The following is a 14,815-nucleotide window of genomic DNA, read 5'->3' as shown; positions in this document are numbered from 1 at the left end:
GCGAAGCCGTACAGGTGGACCTATAACGGCAGCCCACTCAAGACCGCCTGATCAGACTCAACACCCCTCCACGAACTTGCGCGGGGCAGCACTAGCAACGACTTGCCGGCCCTGCCGTGACCGGCGAGCAGCTCGCGCCGCGCACGGATGTGGTCGGCGAGTGCACAGCAGACCGGGACCGCCGCGCCGTACGGCGTGCCGATCCGGGTGTCCCCGGCGAACGAGTACGACGACAGGGCCTCGTCGAGCAGATCCAGCGCCGCCCGTCCGGCCGAGGGGTGCCCGCCCTCCACGATGTCCAGCAGGATCGGCGCCGCGATCACGGCCGCAGGGAACACGGCCCCGCTGTGGCCGTGCACCAGGCCGCCGCCCGCGAGCCGCGATGCCGCGTCCGCCACGGCCACCAGCCCTGCCGCGGACGCGAGATCGCGCAGCCCGGACGCGGCGTCGCCCGGCCGATACCACCCTGCACGGCCCGGCACGGCAGCCCAGTCCACGGCGTCGATCGCGTCCAGTACCCCCGTCAGCACCACACCGGCATCGTCCCACGGCCGACGCGGCACGGATCGTGGCATGACGCACACTCATGAGCCCGCCCGCAGCGATTCCCCGTTCTCGCGCCTGGGGGAGCGGAACCGGTTTCCCGAGTCGTCGTGCCACTCGTACGCGAACGGCGCCGCGACCCTGTTGGCGTCGAACGCCGTCAGTTCCTTGATGAACCGGCAGCCTTCCGCCCTGGACGACCGACTCCCGGTCGACGTCATGGTGATGGCCGTCCGGCAGGCCATCGCACCCATCCGGACAGAGGGCCGAGTCGCGGCGACAAGCAGTTTCGCCGGCATGGGAATGACCCCGCTCGGTTCACTGCTCGGCGGCTTTCCGGCAGGCCGGTGGGGATTGCGCACCAGTCTGCTGTTGACCGCCGTCGGTCTGTCCCTGCCACCACTGTTCATGGCCCTGCCCCCGGACTTCGGCCAGCCCGTCCGGTCCGCCAATCCCGGGAGACGAACCGGGCGACACCGTCCCCGGCAGCGATGTGAAGGCGCAGGTGCCGGTTGTGCTGCTCGTCGCCGAGCGTGGTCAGCACCTGGCAGCCCGTGCCGGGCGACGACGTCGCGTGCGGCGATACGGACGCCCTCCAGCAGGTGGGCGGCCAGGGCAGCGTCGAGTTCGAGCAGCGAGCGCACATGGTGCTTCGGCACCACGATGACGTGGTCCTTGCCGAAGCCCGGGACAGGGGGCCGGAACGTCGGCACGCTGTCGGTCTCCACGACCACGTCGATGTCGATCCTCCGGGGAATGACTTCGTCGCAGTACCAGTCGGGTTCATCCATGTGAGGGCTTCTGGGGCAGATGCGGTACGCGGACTGTGGGCGTTGGCACGATCCGCAAGGGGCCGGACTGGGCGGCCCCTACGGGAGAACGGTTGCGCGTCACGAGACCGACGAGACGGCGTGAGGGTTGTACGGCGGCGTCGGTGGTCCGGCGGATCACCGGCGGAGTAGCCTTCCCGAAGTGCGCGGAGTCCGCCAACCATGAGTCCGTCACTCAGAGTTGCTCAAATGGCCCATCCGCGTCCGCACCCGGGAACCTTGGCGGACACCGCCGACCACGACGGTACTGGCGACGCCCGAACTCGCCAGCACTGGAGGTTCCCTTGACCGCGCAATCTCTGTCCCGGAGGCATCTGCTCGGCTTCGGCGGCGCCGGAGCGGCCGCTCTGGCGCTGGGGACGGGGCTCTGGCAGGCCGGATCTGGCGTTCGCCGCCCCGCCGCTGAGCGGCAACCCCTTCACGCTGGGCGTGGCCTCGGGAGACCCCCGGTCCGATGGTGTCGTGCTGTGGACCCGCCTCGCCCCCGATCCGTTCGCCGCCGACGGGCTGGGCGGCATGCCGGGCCGCGCGGTCCGGGTGGAGTACGAGGTGGCCGCGGACGAACGCTTCCGCCGCCCCGTGCAGAGGGGCAGCGTGATCGCCTCTCCCGAACTCGCACACTCCGTGCACCCCGAGATCCACGGCCTGCATCCGAACCGTGAGTACTACTACCGCTTCCGGGTGGGCGACTACGTGTCCCGGACGGGCCGTACCCGTACCACCCCTGCCATCTGGGCCTCTCCCCGCGAGCTGAACTTCGCCTTCGCCTCCTGTCAGGCATGGCAGGACGGCTACTTCACGGCCTACCGGCACCTGGCGGAGGAGCACTTCGGTGCGGCCCGATGAGGCGGCGGCGAGGAATTCCTCGACGATTCTGCGGGCGGACGCGGGGTCGACCTCGCCGCCGCCGCCGCCGCGGCGTGCGGCGGTGATGCGGCGTCGGGCCCGGTGGAGGTGTTGCTGGCTGGCGGATTCGGTGATGTCGAGGATCTCGGCGATCTCTGCGTGGCTGTATGAGAAGGCCTCGCGCAGGACGTAGACGGCCCGCTCGATGGGTGAGAGGCGCTCCATGAGGGTCAGCACGGCCAGGGAGACTGATTCGCGCTGTTCGAAGGTGTCGGCGGGGCCGAGCATGGGATCGCCGTCGAGGAGCGGTTCGGGCAGCCAGACGCCGACCGCGCGTTCGCGGCGTGCCTGTGCCGAGCGGAGCCGGTCGAGGCACAGGTTAGTAATGATCTTGGTCAGCCATGCTTCCGGAACCTTGATCCGCTCGCGGTCGGCGGCCTGCCAGTGCAGGAACGCGTCCTGCACGGCGTCTTCTGCGTCGGCGGCGGAGCCGAGCAGGCGGTATGCCAGCGAGGCCAGCCGGTTCCGGCTGGCCTCGAATCGACCGGTGTCGAAGCGGTCGGTGGTGGTGCTGTCCACGTGGACCACCCTATGCGGCTATGCGGCGGTCTTCTCGGCGGGCTGGTCCGGCGTGGTGGCCAGGTGGCGCTTGCGCTTCGGCATGCCGAAGGTCGGGTGGGAGATGCCCCATAGGGCGATCCTGAGGATGCCTGCTTTGACCTGGGCGGCCTTCCGGCCACCCACGTACTTGGGCTTTGCATGCGCTTCGTCGTCGACCGTCTGCAGGATGCCGTCCCGCCGGCCGAGGCTGATGTGATTGCCGGGGTAGACCAGCTTGGTGCTCGGGATCCGGCGGCCGGTCAGGCGTCCCACGATCGCATCCATGGCCTGTCGGCTGGTGTAGCCGGCCGAGGCACAGGACATCGGCAGCGGCCGGCCGTTGTCGCCGATCGCGTAGGCGCTGTCGCCGGCGGCATAGACGTTCGGGTGCGAGACCGAGCGCATGGTGCTGTCGACGATGATCTGGCCGTTCTCGGTGGCCTCCAGGCCGCTGGCGGCGGCGATGGGGGCGACGGCGAACCCGGCCGTCCACACGGTTGCGTCGGACGGCAGGGAGGTGCCGTCCGCGCAGAGCACCCGCGTCGGTTCGACGGCTTCGACGCTGGTGTGCTCCAGGACGGTGATGCCGAGCCGGTCGAAGGCCTCGCGCAGGTGGCGGCGGGCCCCGAGGGAGAGCCGGGCGCCCAGCTCGCCGCGGGCGACCAGCGCGACCGGCAGGCCGGGCCGGGACTCCGCGATCTCGGTGGCGGTCTCGATGCCGGTCAGGCCCTCGCCGACGACCAGCACGGTCCCGCCCTCGGCCAGGCTGTCCAGGCGCTCGCGCAGACGCAGCGCCGAGGGGCGGCCGGTGACGTCGAAGGCGTGCTCGGCCACGCCGGGAACGCCGCGGTCGGCGACGCGGCTGCCGAGCGCGTAGAAGAGCGTGTCGTAGGCGACCTCGTCGTCGCCCTCCCCGTCGGTCACGGAGACGGTCTGGCGCGCGGGGTCGACGGCGGTGACGCGCGCCAGACGCAGCCGCACCCCGGTGCCCGCGAAGACGTCGGCGAGCTTGCGGGCCTGGATCGGCTGGCCAGCCGCGAGCTGGTGCAGGCGCAACCGCTCGACGAAGTCCGGCTCTGCGTTGACCACGGTGATCTCGGTGTCCGCGGGAGAGAGGCGGCGGGCCAGGTTCCCGGCCGCGTAGGCCCCGGCATATCCGGCGCCAAGGACGATGATGCGGTGCTTCATGGTGTTGCTCCTGTTTGTTCGCTTGTGCCCCTTGAGCGAGATAATGCCCTGGTTCCTGACAGGACTTGACTGTGATGTGGGTCACATATTGATCGGGGTGCCGCCCTGCGGTCGCTCGGCGGCCGCCTCCCCGCGGCGCGGGATGGAACGGTTGCGTTTCACCTCCGAGGGATCTGCCGTTTGAGACGGAACGGTTTCGTCTCAACTGGAGGGAGTGGGCGGTGGCCACCGACACCCCGCGCCCGGTAGTGCGGCGCCCACGTGTAGTCGACGCGCGGGAGAGGGAGATCCTCACTGCGGCCTTGGAGGTGATGCTCGAGGTCGGCTACGAGGCCATGTCGATGGACGCGGTCGCCTCCCGGGCGCGATGCGGCAAGGCGACCCTGTCCTGGCAGCGGGGGGAACTTCAACACCGCTGGTCCCGGGGTAGAGGGGGCGCCCACCCCAGCCGCGTCTTACTGGTGCGGAACGTGGAAACCCCGACGGGGTCCAGGCCACCCGCCTTGGTAGGCCGACCGCAAGGAAAGCTGAACTCCCCAGCGGGAGAAGGAAGATCCAAGAAGCGAATGCCTGGCAGGCCGAAAGGCCGGAGGAAACCGGGGGACGGGACCTTCACCCGCCTCTCGCATAACTCGCCGGATACGGGCCCCTGGTGGCCCGGCCCGACAAGGGTGCCCACGTGGATCAGGTGAGCCTTTGAAGTCACCACTGCAAGGAAGCCGGAACCGAAGGACAAGTTAGACACCGGAGGCGAACATGGAGGTCACGGCACCTGGCGTGACGCTCACGCCTGCGGTGAACGGACCCGAGGGCGACTTACTCGACTGGCACGGCATCGACTGGGCCACCAGCGAGGAGAACGTACGGCGGCTGAGGCAGAGGATCTTCAAGGCGACGCAGGACGGGGACCTCAAGAAGGTCCGCAACTTGCAGAAGCTCATGCTGAGAAGCCGCAGCAACACGCTGGTCAGCGTGAAGCGCGTGACGCAGCAGAGCAGTGGTCGCATGACCGCTGGCATCGACGGGGAACGAGCCCTCACGCCGAAGGCGAGGGGCACGCTGGCGGCCGGGATCCATCGGTCGTCGAAGCCCTGGAGGGCCAGACCGGTCAGGCGAGTGTTCATCCCCAAGAGCAACGGGAAACAGCGACCACTCGGCATCCTGGTCATCCGTGACCGGGTCCTCCAGGCCCGCGTGAAGAACGCGCTGGAACCCGAGTGGGAAGCGCGGTTCGAGCCGAGGTCCTATGGCTTCCGGCCCGGCCGCAGCTGCCAGGACGCGATATCGGCGATCTTCTGGACGGTGAAGGGCACGTCCTCCGGAGCGCCGCGCCAGAGCGCCACCGCCGTTCCCACGTCGGAGTGGACGCGCACCCTCAGCCCCGCCGGGCCCCGAACCACCGCCTCCACGCGGACCAGCATCCGTCGATCATCCCCGTGCGTCAGATGCGCACGCAGTGCAGGAAGAGGTGCGGCTCGGGTACCGCCTCAGGGTGGGACGGGGCGAACACACTGCTCTGCTCCCACTGGACCGCCAGACCTGCCCCGGTCACCACCGAGGTGAACTCATCGGCGCCGAAACTGGTCACGTGCACCTTCTGGCCCATGAATTCGGCGCCGACATCCTCCACATCCAGCGGCACCGTCGCCACGACCAGGTGCCCTCCGCGCCTCAGCGACCGCCCGAGCTGCCGCAGCAGCCGTGACTGTTCGCCCCGCGACATCTGCAGGAGCGAGAAGTACACACAGACAGCGTCGAAACTCTCGCTCTCCAGCGCCAGTTCACGGATGTCGGCGCACTGGAAGGCCGCCCCGGGTACCTGCCGGGCCGCGAGGTCCACCATCACCGGCGAGACATCGACCCCCAACACGTCATGACCGGCGTCGGCCAGGCTCTGTGCGGTCGGCCGGCCGGTTCCGCTGCCTACGTCCAGGATTCGGCTGTGCGGGGCGAGTCGGGTCAGCAGGCGTTGCAGCGAGGCCCGGTGCGCTGCCGAGGCGGCGAAGGCTCGCTCGTAGTCGGCGCCGAGAGCGTCGAAGACTGTCGCGGCCGTGGGGCGGAGCTCGTCATCCATCGAGGCGTTCCCTCCGAGGGCGGGCGAACGGTTCCCCGGAATCGTTGCACCGTTCACGACAACCTTCAACGCCCCCAGGCCGGCCCGCCCGCACAGCACTCTGCGCAACGTGCTGCGTCAACGGTGGTCCCCGCCGAGGCGACCACCGGTGACGCAGCCGTACGGTCAGGCGCCGGACGCGTCCAGCATGGCGCCGCGCTCCACGACCTTGATGCGCTCACGGCCCTGTTCCGCACCGAGAGCCTGCTCGTGTGCGTCCAGGCGGTGCCAGCCGTCACGCGTGGTGTAGCGGACACCGCGCGCCTGGAGGAAGGCGACGACCGCGTCCGGATCAGGCTGCGTCGGGGCCGACAGCAGGCCCGCGGCCCGGTCCTCCAGCAGACAGGCGACCGTTTCGTTGGCGTCGCCCTTGGTGTGGCCGATCAGGCCGATCGGTCCCCGCTTGATCCACCCGGTGACGTACACCGAGGGCATCGGCTCCGCACCCTCGACAACCCGTCCGGCGACGTGAGGGACCGTTCCGGAGGCGGGGTCGAACGGAAGCTTCGGCAGTTCATCCGAGTAGTACCCGACCGCCCGGTAGACGCTCTGGACATCCCAGTCGGTGAATCGCCCCGTGCCGCGGACGTTGCCGGTGCCGTCCAGCTCCGTCCGCTCCGTACGCAGGCCGACCACGCTGCCGTCGTCCCCGAGAACCTGGACCGGGGACTCGAAGAAGTGGAGGAACAGCTTGTGGGGCCGGTCGCCCACGTCCCGGATGGCCCAGTTCTCCAGGGTGCAGGCGACCATGTTCGCCTGCTTGTTCCCCCGCCGGGTCTCGATCGAGCCCGCGTCGTACTCGATGTCCTCGGGGTTGACGATGACCTCGATGTTGGGGGAGTGGTCCAGTTCCCGCAGCTCCATCGGGGAGAACTTGGCCTGCGCCGGACCGCGCCGCCCGAAGACGTGCACCTCCAGCGCCTTGTTCGCCTTGAGGCCTTCGTGCACGTTCGCCGGGATCTCTGTGGGCAGCAGCTCGTCCGCGGTCTTGGCGAGCATGCGCGCCACGTCCAGGGCCACATTGCCCACACCGAGAACGGCGACCTTCTCGGCCGTCAGCGGCCAGGTTCGCGGCACCTCGGGGTGCCCGTCATACCAGGAGACGAAGTCGGCCGCACCGTAGGAGCCGTCGAGGTGGATCCCCGGTATGTCGAGGGGGCGGTCCGCTTCGGCGCCGGTGGAGAAGATCACCGCGTCGTAGAAGGAGCGCAGTTCGTCGAGGCCGATGTCATGCGGGTAGTCGACGTTGCCGAACAGCCGCAGCTGCGGCTTGTCCAGTACCTGGTGCAGCGCGGTGACGATGCCCTTGATCCGGGGGTGGTCAGGGGCCACTCCGTAACGGATCAGGCCGAAGGGGGCGGGCATGCGCTCGAACAGGTCGATCGATACACCCGGGTCCAGTGCGCACTCGGATTTCAACAGCGCGTCGGCTGCGTAGATACCGGCGGGGCCGGCTCCGACAATGGCGACGCGGACAGGGCGTGTCATGGGGCTGTTGTTCCTTCGTTCCATGGGGCGGTTGAACGCGGGCAGAGAGCAGTAGAAGTAAGGCTTGGCTTAGTACTCTCCACCGCACACGCTATGTCCTGCCTCCACCGGCCCTCCGACCGGGGGGCCATCCGTGAGGTGACAGCCCCGCTTGCCTGCCTCCGCGCCGTCCGCTCCACAGACCCCGGCATGCAGCGCGGCGTTCCCCGTCGTGACCGCGCCGATCCTCGCGGTGAGGGCCCCGGCCGTGTTCAGCGAGGGCGGCCGACCGCAGGAAGGCTCATCGCCCGAGGACAGGGAGTTTCCGTGACGCTCGGCATGTCCCGGCGCCGAGCCCGCGCGCTTCGGACACTCGTCGACCGACTCGACGGCTGCTACTGAGCGAGTGCAGGCCGGACGTTGAACAGCCGCATTCGGGTCCTGTCCCTGAGTCGCCCACGCACACCAGATGATCTCTTCCGTGAGCGGTCTGCTGCCGGGCCGAGCAGCTGATCCACGGGACCCGGCGTTGCCCTCCACCCGGTCGATCCAGCAGGATGAGTGGGCATGGATCATGCCGGAGCGAAGGGGAACGCATGGCTGACCAGTGGGTGAAGCTCGAACTCGATCTGACGACGTGCCCTGTGCAACGCTTCGAACGGTATGTGGAGGCGTGCCGCGGAGCCGGCATCCGATTGACCACGCTGGCAGCGTTGGGTGACACCCCGGATCATCGCCGTGTGCTCTATGAGCTGAACAAGGAGTGTTCCGCCGACATCCCGGACAGGGGCGAGTTCTGCACGTTCGACGAATATGTCCGGCAGCGGATCGAGGTCCCGTCCTATGATCCACGCGGCATTGTGATTGCCCTCGACGGCGACACATGGATCGGGATGGCCGCGGCGTCGAAACACAGCGGCTTCGTCTTCAACGAGATGACCGGTGTGAGAGCCGGCTATCGCGGCCGTGGCATTTCCGTCGCGATGAAGGGGTTCGGTCTGAGCTTCGCGGAGCTGTGTGGCGTGACCAAGGTCCGCACTTTCCATCACCCCGCGAACGCGAATGCCATCGCGATGAACCGGACGATGGGCTATGTCGACGCGGAGTGGGAGCTATGACCGGATCCGGACAGCTCAGCATCCGGTGAGTGTTCCATTCCGTCGACAGCAGCAGCCGTCGGCTCGCCGCCAGTAGGTCGGTCACGTTCTGCGGCGCGGCCGCTTGTGGCCCGCCGTTGGTCAGCGGGGCGGGGGTGGGCTCAGGGCCGGCCGCTCGGCTACGGCCACCTGTGCCGCGCGCATCAGGTGTGCGCCGACCCGGTAGCCGGGACGCAGCACCTCGATGCAGGTCGCGCTGGTGGTGCCGGAGACGGTGGTGGAAGTGAGGGCTTCGTGTATACGGGGGTCGAATGGTTCGCCTGCTTCGCCAACACTGTGCAGGCCCAGCGCGGCGAGGTGGGACTCCAGAATCCGGGCGACTTGGTGGAAGCCCCCGGTGACGTAGCCCTGGGCCCGGGCCCGGTCGATGGCGTCCAGGACGGGCAGCAGCCCGGCCAGGACATTGGCGACGGCCGCTTCCCGGATCGCGAGGCGGTCCCGCCGCACACTTTTGCGGTAGTTGTCGTACTCCGCCTTGACCCGCTGCAGGTCCGCCGTGCGCTCGGCCAGGTCCGCCTCCAACTGCCGGATGCGGTTCTCCGGGCCGGACGGACTGTGGGCGGCTCGGCTGCCCGCAACCGGTGGGCCGGCCGTCGCTGCCGGGTGCGCCGACGGTGTGGCCTCCTGACCTTCGGGTCGGGGAGGCCGGAGAGTGACGGGATCGATGCTCCTGCGGTCGTGGATGACCACGGGAGGTGGGAGATCCGGACGCGGGGGCAGGGCCGGCTGCTTCATCACGTGCCTCCCTTCGCGGTGTCATCGTCCACGATCTCCGCGTCCACGACATCCTCTTCGCCGCCCTGTCCGGCGCCGGCAGCAGGACCGGGGGGCTGATCCGTCCGGGCCTGGGAGTAGAGGGCAGTGCCGATCTTCTGAGCAGCGGTGGCTGCTCGTTCCACGGCGGAGCGAAGGGCGGCGGTGTCGTCGCCTTTGAGTTTCTCCTTGACGTCGGCCAGGGCGTTCTCGACGTCCGTCTTGACATCCGCGGGGATCTTGTCGGCATTTTCGGCCAGGAGCTTCTCGGTGGTGTAGAGGAGGTGTTCGGCGCTGTTACGGGTGTCGGCGGCCTCCTTGCGGCGGCGGTCCTCCTCCGCGTGGGCCTCGGCATCGCGCATCATCCGCTCGATGTCGTCCTTGGGCAGCGCGGAACCACCGGTGATGGTCATCTTCTGTTCCCTGCCGGTGCCGAGGTCCTTTGCGCCGACGTGCATGATGCCGTTGGCATCGATGTCGAAGCTGACCTCGATCTGCGGGAGGCCGCGCGGGGCCGGGGGCAGACCGGTCAGGTCGAACACGCCGAGCTTCTTGTTGTAGGCCGCGATCTCACGTTCGCCCTGGTAGGCCTGGATCTGGACGGACGGCTGGTTGTCCTCGGCCGTGGTGAAGATCTCCGAGCGTTTGGTCGGGATCGTGGTGTTGCGCTCGATCAGTTTGGTCATGATGCCGCCCTTGGTCTCGATACCCAGGGACAGCGGGGTGACGTCCAGCAGCAGGACGTCCTTGACCTCGCCCTTCAGGACACCGGCTTGCAGTGCTGCGCCGATCGCGACGACCTCGTCCGGGTTAACACCCTTGTGCGGGTCCTTGCCCGTCAGTTCCTCCACCAGGCCCGTGACGGCGGGCATCCGGGTGGAGCCGCCGACCAGAATCACGTGGTCGATACCGGAGACCTTGATTCCCGCGTCCTTCACGGCCTGGTGGAACGGGTTCTTGCAGCGCTCCAGGAGGTCCGCTGTGAGCTGCTGGAACTGGGCACGCGTGAGCTTCTCGTCGAGGTGCAGCGGGCCTTCGGCGGAGGCGCTGATGTAGGGAAGATTAATGGTCGTCTCGGTTGCCGCGGACAGTTCGATCTTCGCCTTCTCCGAGGCCTCGCGTAGCCTCTGAACGGCCATTTTGTCCTTGGCCAGGTCGACCCCGTAGTTGTTCTTGAACTGTTTCACCAGGTGGTCGACGATCCTCTGGTCCCAGTCGTCGCCGCCCAGGTGGGTGTCGCCGTTGGTGGACTTCACCTCCACGATGCCCTCGCCGATGTCCAGGAGGGACACGTCGAACGTGCCACCGCCGAGGTCGAAGACGAGGATCGTCTGGTCGTTCTCCTTGTCCAGGCCGTACGCCAGGGCCGCAGCGGTCGGTTCGTTCACGATCCGCAGTACCGTCAGACCGGCGATCTCCCCGGCCTCCTTCGTGGCGGTGCGCTGCGAGTCGTTGAAGTACGCGGGCACGGTGACCACGGCGTCGCTCACGTCCTCACCCAGATAGGCCTCCGCATCGCGCTTGAGCTTCTGCAGGACCCGTGCGGAGATTTCCTGCGCGGTGTAGCGCTTCCCGTCCACGCTGCCGGAGTCCGGGAATCGCCAGGCCGCCTCACCCATGTGCCGCTTCACCGACCGGGCGGTGCGCTCCACGTTGGTCACCGCCTGCCTCTTGGCGACCTCGCCGACCAGCACGTTGCCGCTCTTGGCGAATGCCACAACGGACGGGGTGGTCCGGGCGCCCTCGGCGTTCGGGATCACAGCCGGTTCGCCGCCCTCCAGAACGCTGACGACCGAGTTCGTCGTACCGAGGTCGATACCGATCGAGCGTGCCATGATCCCGCTCCTTTTCCATGCTCCCCACTGGGCAGGTGCCAGGGCTGCTCAGCGGCACACCTGGGCCGCGGCGTCCGGGCCCGGCGAATCACGGTCGGCAACCGCACCGGCCGGTCTCGGCCTCGAACGTGCCTTTCACCCTCAGGTTCCGGGATACGTCGGTTGCCAACCGCTGTCAACGCGTCCCTGCGCAGAAGCTTCAAGGTAACGCCACCCGACCGTGAGCGGGGAGACCGAGCGGGGCGTCAGACCGCCCTTGCCGCGTCCGAAGGGGAAGCCCTGATGACCTCCATGTTGCCCCGCCCCGCCCCCCGCTGCCGCACCGACGGGGCTCGCGGCGGTAGTGATCGATCCACCGCCGACGTCCCCCGGCTGGGCAGCTGCCCGGCATGACCACCGCAGTCCTGGCGCGCGCCGACCGCGGTCAGCCCGCTGCCGACGCCGAGCGCCCCCGGCCGGCGCACAGGATGCAACGCCGACCGCCTCAACCGGCACCGCCCGCCCGCGGAGTACTGCCCCGCCTGCGCGAGAGAGAGTGGGTATGCCCTCGGCGCCGTAGGTATGCGGCTGCGGACCACGGCGCCGGGGATTGTGCCCCATCCCGGCCACGAGGCCCCGCAGCCGGACGGGATCGTCAGGACGCCGCGCCGTGGCTTCACGGCTCGTGCCCGGACTGCAGATGTTGGGTCCGGGCGATGAGCAGGGCTACGTCGTCGTGGTCGTCCTGGTGGCGCAGCGCGCCCAGCAGGAAGTCGCAGGTCTCTTCCAGAGGGCGGCGGGGGTTGCTGAGCAGGTCGGTGAGCGCCTGGAGGCGGGCGTCGATGTCCTGGTCGCGGGTCTCGACCAGCCCGTCGGTGTAGAGGACCAGTTCGTCGCTGATACCCAGGTGGAACTCGACCGTCTCGAAGGGGACGCCGCCGACACCCAGAGGGGCTCCGGTGGGCAGTTCGAGCAATTCCGGCACGTGACCCGACCGGGTCAGCACAGGAGGCAGATGGCCGGCAGTGGCCATGCGGCAGCGCAGGAGGTGCGGGTCGTAGACGGCGAAGACGCAGGTGGCCATGGCGCTGTCCAGACCCACGGCGATGTCGTCGAGTTGAGTGAGGACAGCATCGGGTTCCAGCCCGAGTGCGGCCAGGGTGCGGGCGGCGATGCGCAGCTGGCCCATGGTCGCGGCCGCGTTGATGCCACTGCCCATCACATCGCCGACCACCAGCGCGGTCTGCTCATCGGGCAGCGGGATGACGTCGAACCAGTCCCCGCCGGCCTCGTCCGCCGCCGCAGCGGGCTGGTATCGGTAGGCGATCTCCAGCCCGGGCCTGGGGGCGGGCTCGGAGGGCAGCAGGTGGCGTTGCAGGGTGAGCACGGCGCGGCGTTGACGCTGATACCAGCGGGCGTTGTCGATGGATACCGCCGCGCGGGCGGCGAGTTCGACGGCGAGCACTTGGTCGTCGTGGTCGAAGGGCTGCTGGTCGCGAGCGCGTTTGAGGTCCAGGACGCCGAGGACCTCACCGCGGGCGATCAGCGGCACCGCCAGATAGGAGTGCAGGCCCGCCTCCTTCAGCAGGGTGGCGGCGTCCGCGTCGCGGGCGATACGGGCAAGGTCGCTCTCCCGCACACGGGACACCAGGACGGGGCGGGCGGATCTCGCGCACTGGGTGACCAGCCGGGTGGCGTCGTAACTCGCCAGCTCGCCGACCGGGTCGGCGGCCCGGACTGCCGGCGTGGGGTAGGCGGTCTTCACCGCGAGCGCACGAAACGACGCCGTGTCGCCGTCGTCGTGGGGTTGCGTGCCCCCCAGCACGGAGTCGAGGACGTCGACGGCGACTATGTCGGCGAACTCCGGCACGACTATGTCGGCCAGCTCCCGGGCGGTGACCTCAAGGTCGAAGGAGGTGCCGATCCGCGCGGACGCGTCGGCGATCAGGGCCAGGCGCCGCCGGGTCCGGACGGCGGCGGCAGCCGCCCGCAGCTGCTCGGTTACGTCCACGACCGAGGTGGCCAGCCCGATCACCTGCCCGGACGCGTCCTCCAGCCGGTAGAACGACACACGCCAGGCGTGCTCCGTGTCAGGGTCGGCCGCGGTGCGGCCGGTGGTGAACTGGTTCAGCCGAGGGACGCCGTCCGCAAGCACGCGCCGCATCGCCGATTCGGTGGCGTCGGCGTCCAGGAACGACAGCACCTCGCCGACGCGCCGGCCCAGGTGCTGCTCGGCGGGCAGGCCGTTGATGCGCTCCAGCGCCGGGTTGACCAGCACGTACCGCAGGTCGGTGTCCATGACCGCAAGGCCCATCGGGGATTGCGACACCAATCGCACAGACAAGGCCAGATCCCGCTCCACGCGTTGCAGCGTGGCGTGGTCGGAAGCGATGCCCAGTGCGTAGAGGTGGCCGTGCTCGTCCTCAAGACGCATGTTGCGGAATTCGGCCAGCCGGGTGCTGCCGTCCTTGTGGCGCACCGGGAATACCCCGGCCCAAGCCCCGCAGCCCGCCATGACCTGCGCGAACAGGGACATCACCCGCTCCCGATGCCGTTCCTCGATGAGCAGGTACATCGCGCTGCGGCCCAGTGCCTCCCCGGCGGTGTAGCCGAACAGTTCCTCGGCCTGCGGGCTCCACAGAGCGATCCGGCCCTCGGCGTTCAGGACCACCGCAGCCACACCCAGCACATCGAGCAGCCCGCCCGGAGCGGCCGAAGGATCAGCCGTGCCCGGGGCAGTGTCGCCCAGCAGGCCGTCGGCCTCAGTCACGGCCGGACCCTCCTTCCCCTCAGAGGTCCATCACACCGCCCGCGCGAACCGCCTCGCCGCCCTGGCTCCCGTGCATACCTTTCAGTGTGTCCATCGTCCCCCCACCGGCCGACACCGGCAGATCCGAGCCCGGATTCGGGGCCGTCTCCCGTCAGGGGTGTTGCCGGGGGCGTCGGCGGACCGCGATGGACGGCCTCCTGACGCCATCGATCCGCCGGCATCGACCACAAGATCCGCGTTCCCCGGCCGGGGGTGGGCAGGCCCCGCAAGAAGCCGGACAGCCTCACGGCGGACAAGGCCTACAGCAACGGGCCCTGCCGCGAGTACCTCCGACGCCGCCACCAGGCTGTGGCATGCCTCCCTCGGTATGCTCGCCACAGCCAGTCGCGTCTGACCGGCGACATAGACCCGGGGCGGTCGAAGGCCGAGGAATGCTGACCCTCGCTGAGGTCTGCGAGGAACTTCAGCATGATCTTGCAAGGAACCCCGGCCCTTCAGGGCTCGGGGGGAATTGCATCGTGAGTCGGGCGGCGCGGAGCGCCGCCGTATCGCTCCGGAATGCTTCCACCACGGTGCCGCGCTCAGTCGGGTTGCTTCTGGTTCTCGATGTACTCCTTGACCATCGCCAGCGGGGCGCCGCCGCAGGAGGCGGCGAAGTACGAGGGTGACCAGAGGTGGTCGCCCCACAGGTACTTGCGGATGTGGTCGGGGAACTCCTTGCGGAGATAGTGCGC

13 protein-coding genes and 3 pseudogenes are annotated in these 14,815 nt (G+C 69.2%); 5 read left to right on the top strand and 11 right to left on the bottom strand.

Features of this window, described 5'->3' with window-relative positions; genetic code table 11:
- Positions 1 to 20: 20 nt before the first annotated feature.
- Together ACWD6R_RS37000 and ACWD6R_RS36995 are read right to left on the bottom strand one after the other, a co-directional pair.
- Positions 21 to 575 (bottom strand): hypothetical protein, encoded by a 555-nt coding sequence (locus ACWD6R_RS37000; protein ID WP_451822760.1) that lies wholly within the window; start codon positions 573 to 575, stop codon positions 21 to 23.
- 9 nt (positions 576 to 584) lie between these two features.
- The gene (locus ACWD6R_RS36995) at positions 585 to 764 is read right to left on the bottom strand and encodes a DUF1348 family protein (protein WP_451822759.1); all 180 of its coding nucleotides are present in this window, start codon (positions 762 to 764) and stop codon (positions 585 to 587) included.
- Between ACWD6R_RS36995 and ACWD6R_RS36990 the strand changes: the two are divergent.
- Positions 754 to 966: pseudogene (locus ACWD6R_RS36990) on the top strand (MFS transporter); the annotation flags it as partial. The gene ACWD6R_RS36995 and the pseudogene ACWD6R_RS36990 overlap by 11 nt on opposite strands.
- Positions 967 to 1,802: 836 nt before the next feature.
- Entirely contained in the window at positions 1,803 to 2,219 is a 417-nt protein-coding gene (locus ACWD6R_RS36985) for an alkaline phosphatase D family protein (protein WP_451822762.1), read from the top strand.
- Here the strand turns inward: ACWD6R_RS36985 and ACWD6R_RS36980 are convergent.
- Positions 2,193 to 2,798, bottom strand: a pseudogene (locus ACWD6R_RS36980) (sigma-70 family RNA polymerase sigma factor); the annotation flags it as partial. The gene ACWD6R_RS36985 and the pseudogene ACWD6R_RS36980 overlap by 27 nt on opposite strands.
- A gap of 18 nt (positions 2,799 to 2,816) precedes the next feature.
- On the bottom strand, positions 2,817 to 4,007 hold the full coding sequence (locus ACWD6R_RS36975) for an NAD(P)/FAD-dependent oxidoreductase (RefSeq protein WP_451822758.1): 1,191 nt from the start codon (positions 4,005 to 4,007) through the stop codon (positions 2,817 to 2,819).
- Between the two features lie 221 nt (positions 4,008 to 4,228).
- Here ACWD6R_RS36975 and ACWD6R_RS36970 point away from each other — a divergent pair, with 221 nt between their 5' ends.
- Positions 4,229 to 4,699 (top strand): TetR/AcrR family transcriptional regulator, encoded by a 471-nt coding sequence (locus ACWD6R_RS36970; protein WP_451822757.1) that lies wholly within the window; start codon positions 4,229 to 4,231, stop codon positions 4,697 to 4,699.
- A gap of 64 nt (positions 4,700 to 4,763) precedes the next feature.
- Positions 4,764 to 5,318: pseudogene (locus tag ACWD6R_RS36965) on the top strand (reverse transcriptase N-terminal domain-containing protein); the annotation flags it as partial.
- Here the strand turns inward: ACWD6R_RS36965 and ACWD6R_RS36960 are convergent.
- The 3 genes from ACWD6R_RS36960 to ACWD6R_RS36950 all read right to left on the bottom strand — a co-directional run bounded on the left by ACWD6R_RS36960 (position 5,252) and on the right by ACWD6R_RS36950 (position 7,608).
- The gene (locus tag ACWD6R_RS36960) at positions 5,252 to 5,428 is read right to left on the bottom strand and encodes a hypothetical protein (protein WP_451822763.1); all 177 of its coding nucleotides are present in this window, start codon (positions 5,426 to 5,428) and stop codon (positions 5,252 to 5,254) included. The pseudogene ACWD6R_RS36965 and the gene ACWD6R_RS36960 overlap by 67 nt on opposite strands.
- A gap of 20 nt (positions 5,429 to 5,448) precedes the next feature.
- Complete coding sequence (locus ACWD6R_RS36955) at positions 5,449 to 6,081, bottom strand: class I SAM-dependent methyltransferase (protein WP_451822756.1); 633 nt, start codon at positions 6,079 to 6,081, stop codon at positions 5,449 to 5,451.
- A 165-nt stretch (positions 6,082 to 6,246) separates the two neighbouring features.
- Positions 6,247 to 7,608 (bottom strand): FAD-dependent oxidoreductase, encoded by a 1,362-nt coding sequence (locus tag ACWD6R_RS36950; RefSeq protein ID WP_451822755.1) that lies wholly within the window; start codon positions 7,606 to 7,608, stop codon positions 6,247 to 6,249.
- Between the two features lie 575 nt (positions 7,609 to 8,183).
- Here ACWD6R_RS36950 and ACWD6R_RS36945 point away from each other — a divergent pair.
- On the top strand, positions 8,184 to 8,705 hold the full coding sequence (locus ACWD6R_RS36945; RefSeq protein WP_451822754.1) for a GNAT family N-acetyltransferase: 522 nt from the start codon (positions 8,184 to 8,186) through the stop codon (positions 8,703 to 8,705).
- Positions 8,706 to 8,825: 120 nt separating this feature from the next.
- Here ACWD6R_RS36945 and grpE read toward each other — a convergent pair whose 3' ends face one another.
- The 4 genes from grpE to ACWD6R_RS36925 all read right to left on the bottom strand — a co-directional run.
- Positions 8,826 to 9,479, bottom strand: coding sequence for a nucleotide exchange factor GrpE (grpE, locus tag ACWD6R_RS36940; RefSeq protein ID WP_451822753.1), 654 nt, complete (start codon positions 9,477 to 9,479; stop codon positions 8,826 to 8,828).
- A complete protein-coding gene (gene dnaK, locus ACWD6R_RS36935; RefSeq protein ID WP_451822752.1) occupies positions 9,479 to 11,332 on the bottom strand; it encodes a molecular chaperone DnaK in 1,854 nt (617 codons plus the stop codon). The genes grpE and dnaK overlap by 1 nt, the downstream gene beginning before the upstream one ends.
- A 655-nt stretch (positions 11,333 to 11,987) precedes the next feature.
- Positions 11,988 to 14,081, bottom strand: a complete 2,094-nt coding sequence (locus ACWD6R_RS36930; RefSeq protein ID WP_451822751.1) for a SpoIIE family protein phosphatase — start codon at positions 14,079 to 14,081, stop codon at positions 11,988 to 11,990.
- A 581-nt stretch (positions 14,082 to 14,662) separates the two neighbouring features.
- A partial coding sequence (locus ACWD6R_RS36925) for a transposase (protein ID WP_451822761.1) occupies positions 14,663 to 14,815 on the bottom strand: 153 nt, incomplete at its 5' end.

Source organism: Streptomyces sp. NPDC005151 (assembly GCF_053599875.1).
Note: the sequence above shows the minus strand (reverse complement) of the source record. Positions and strands in the feature narration are given on the sequence as shown.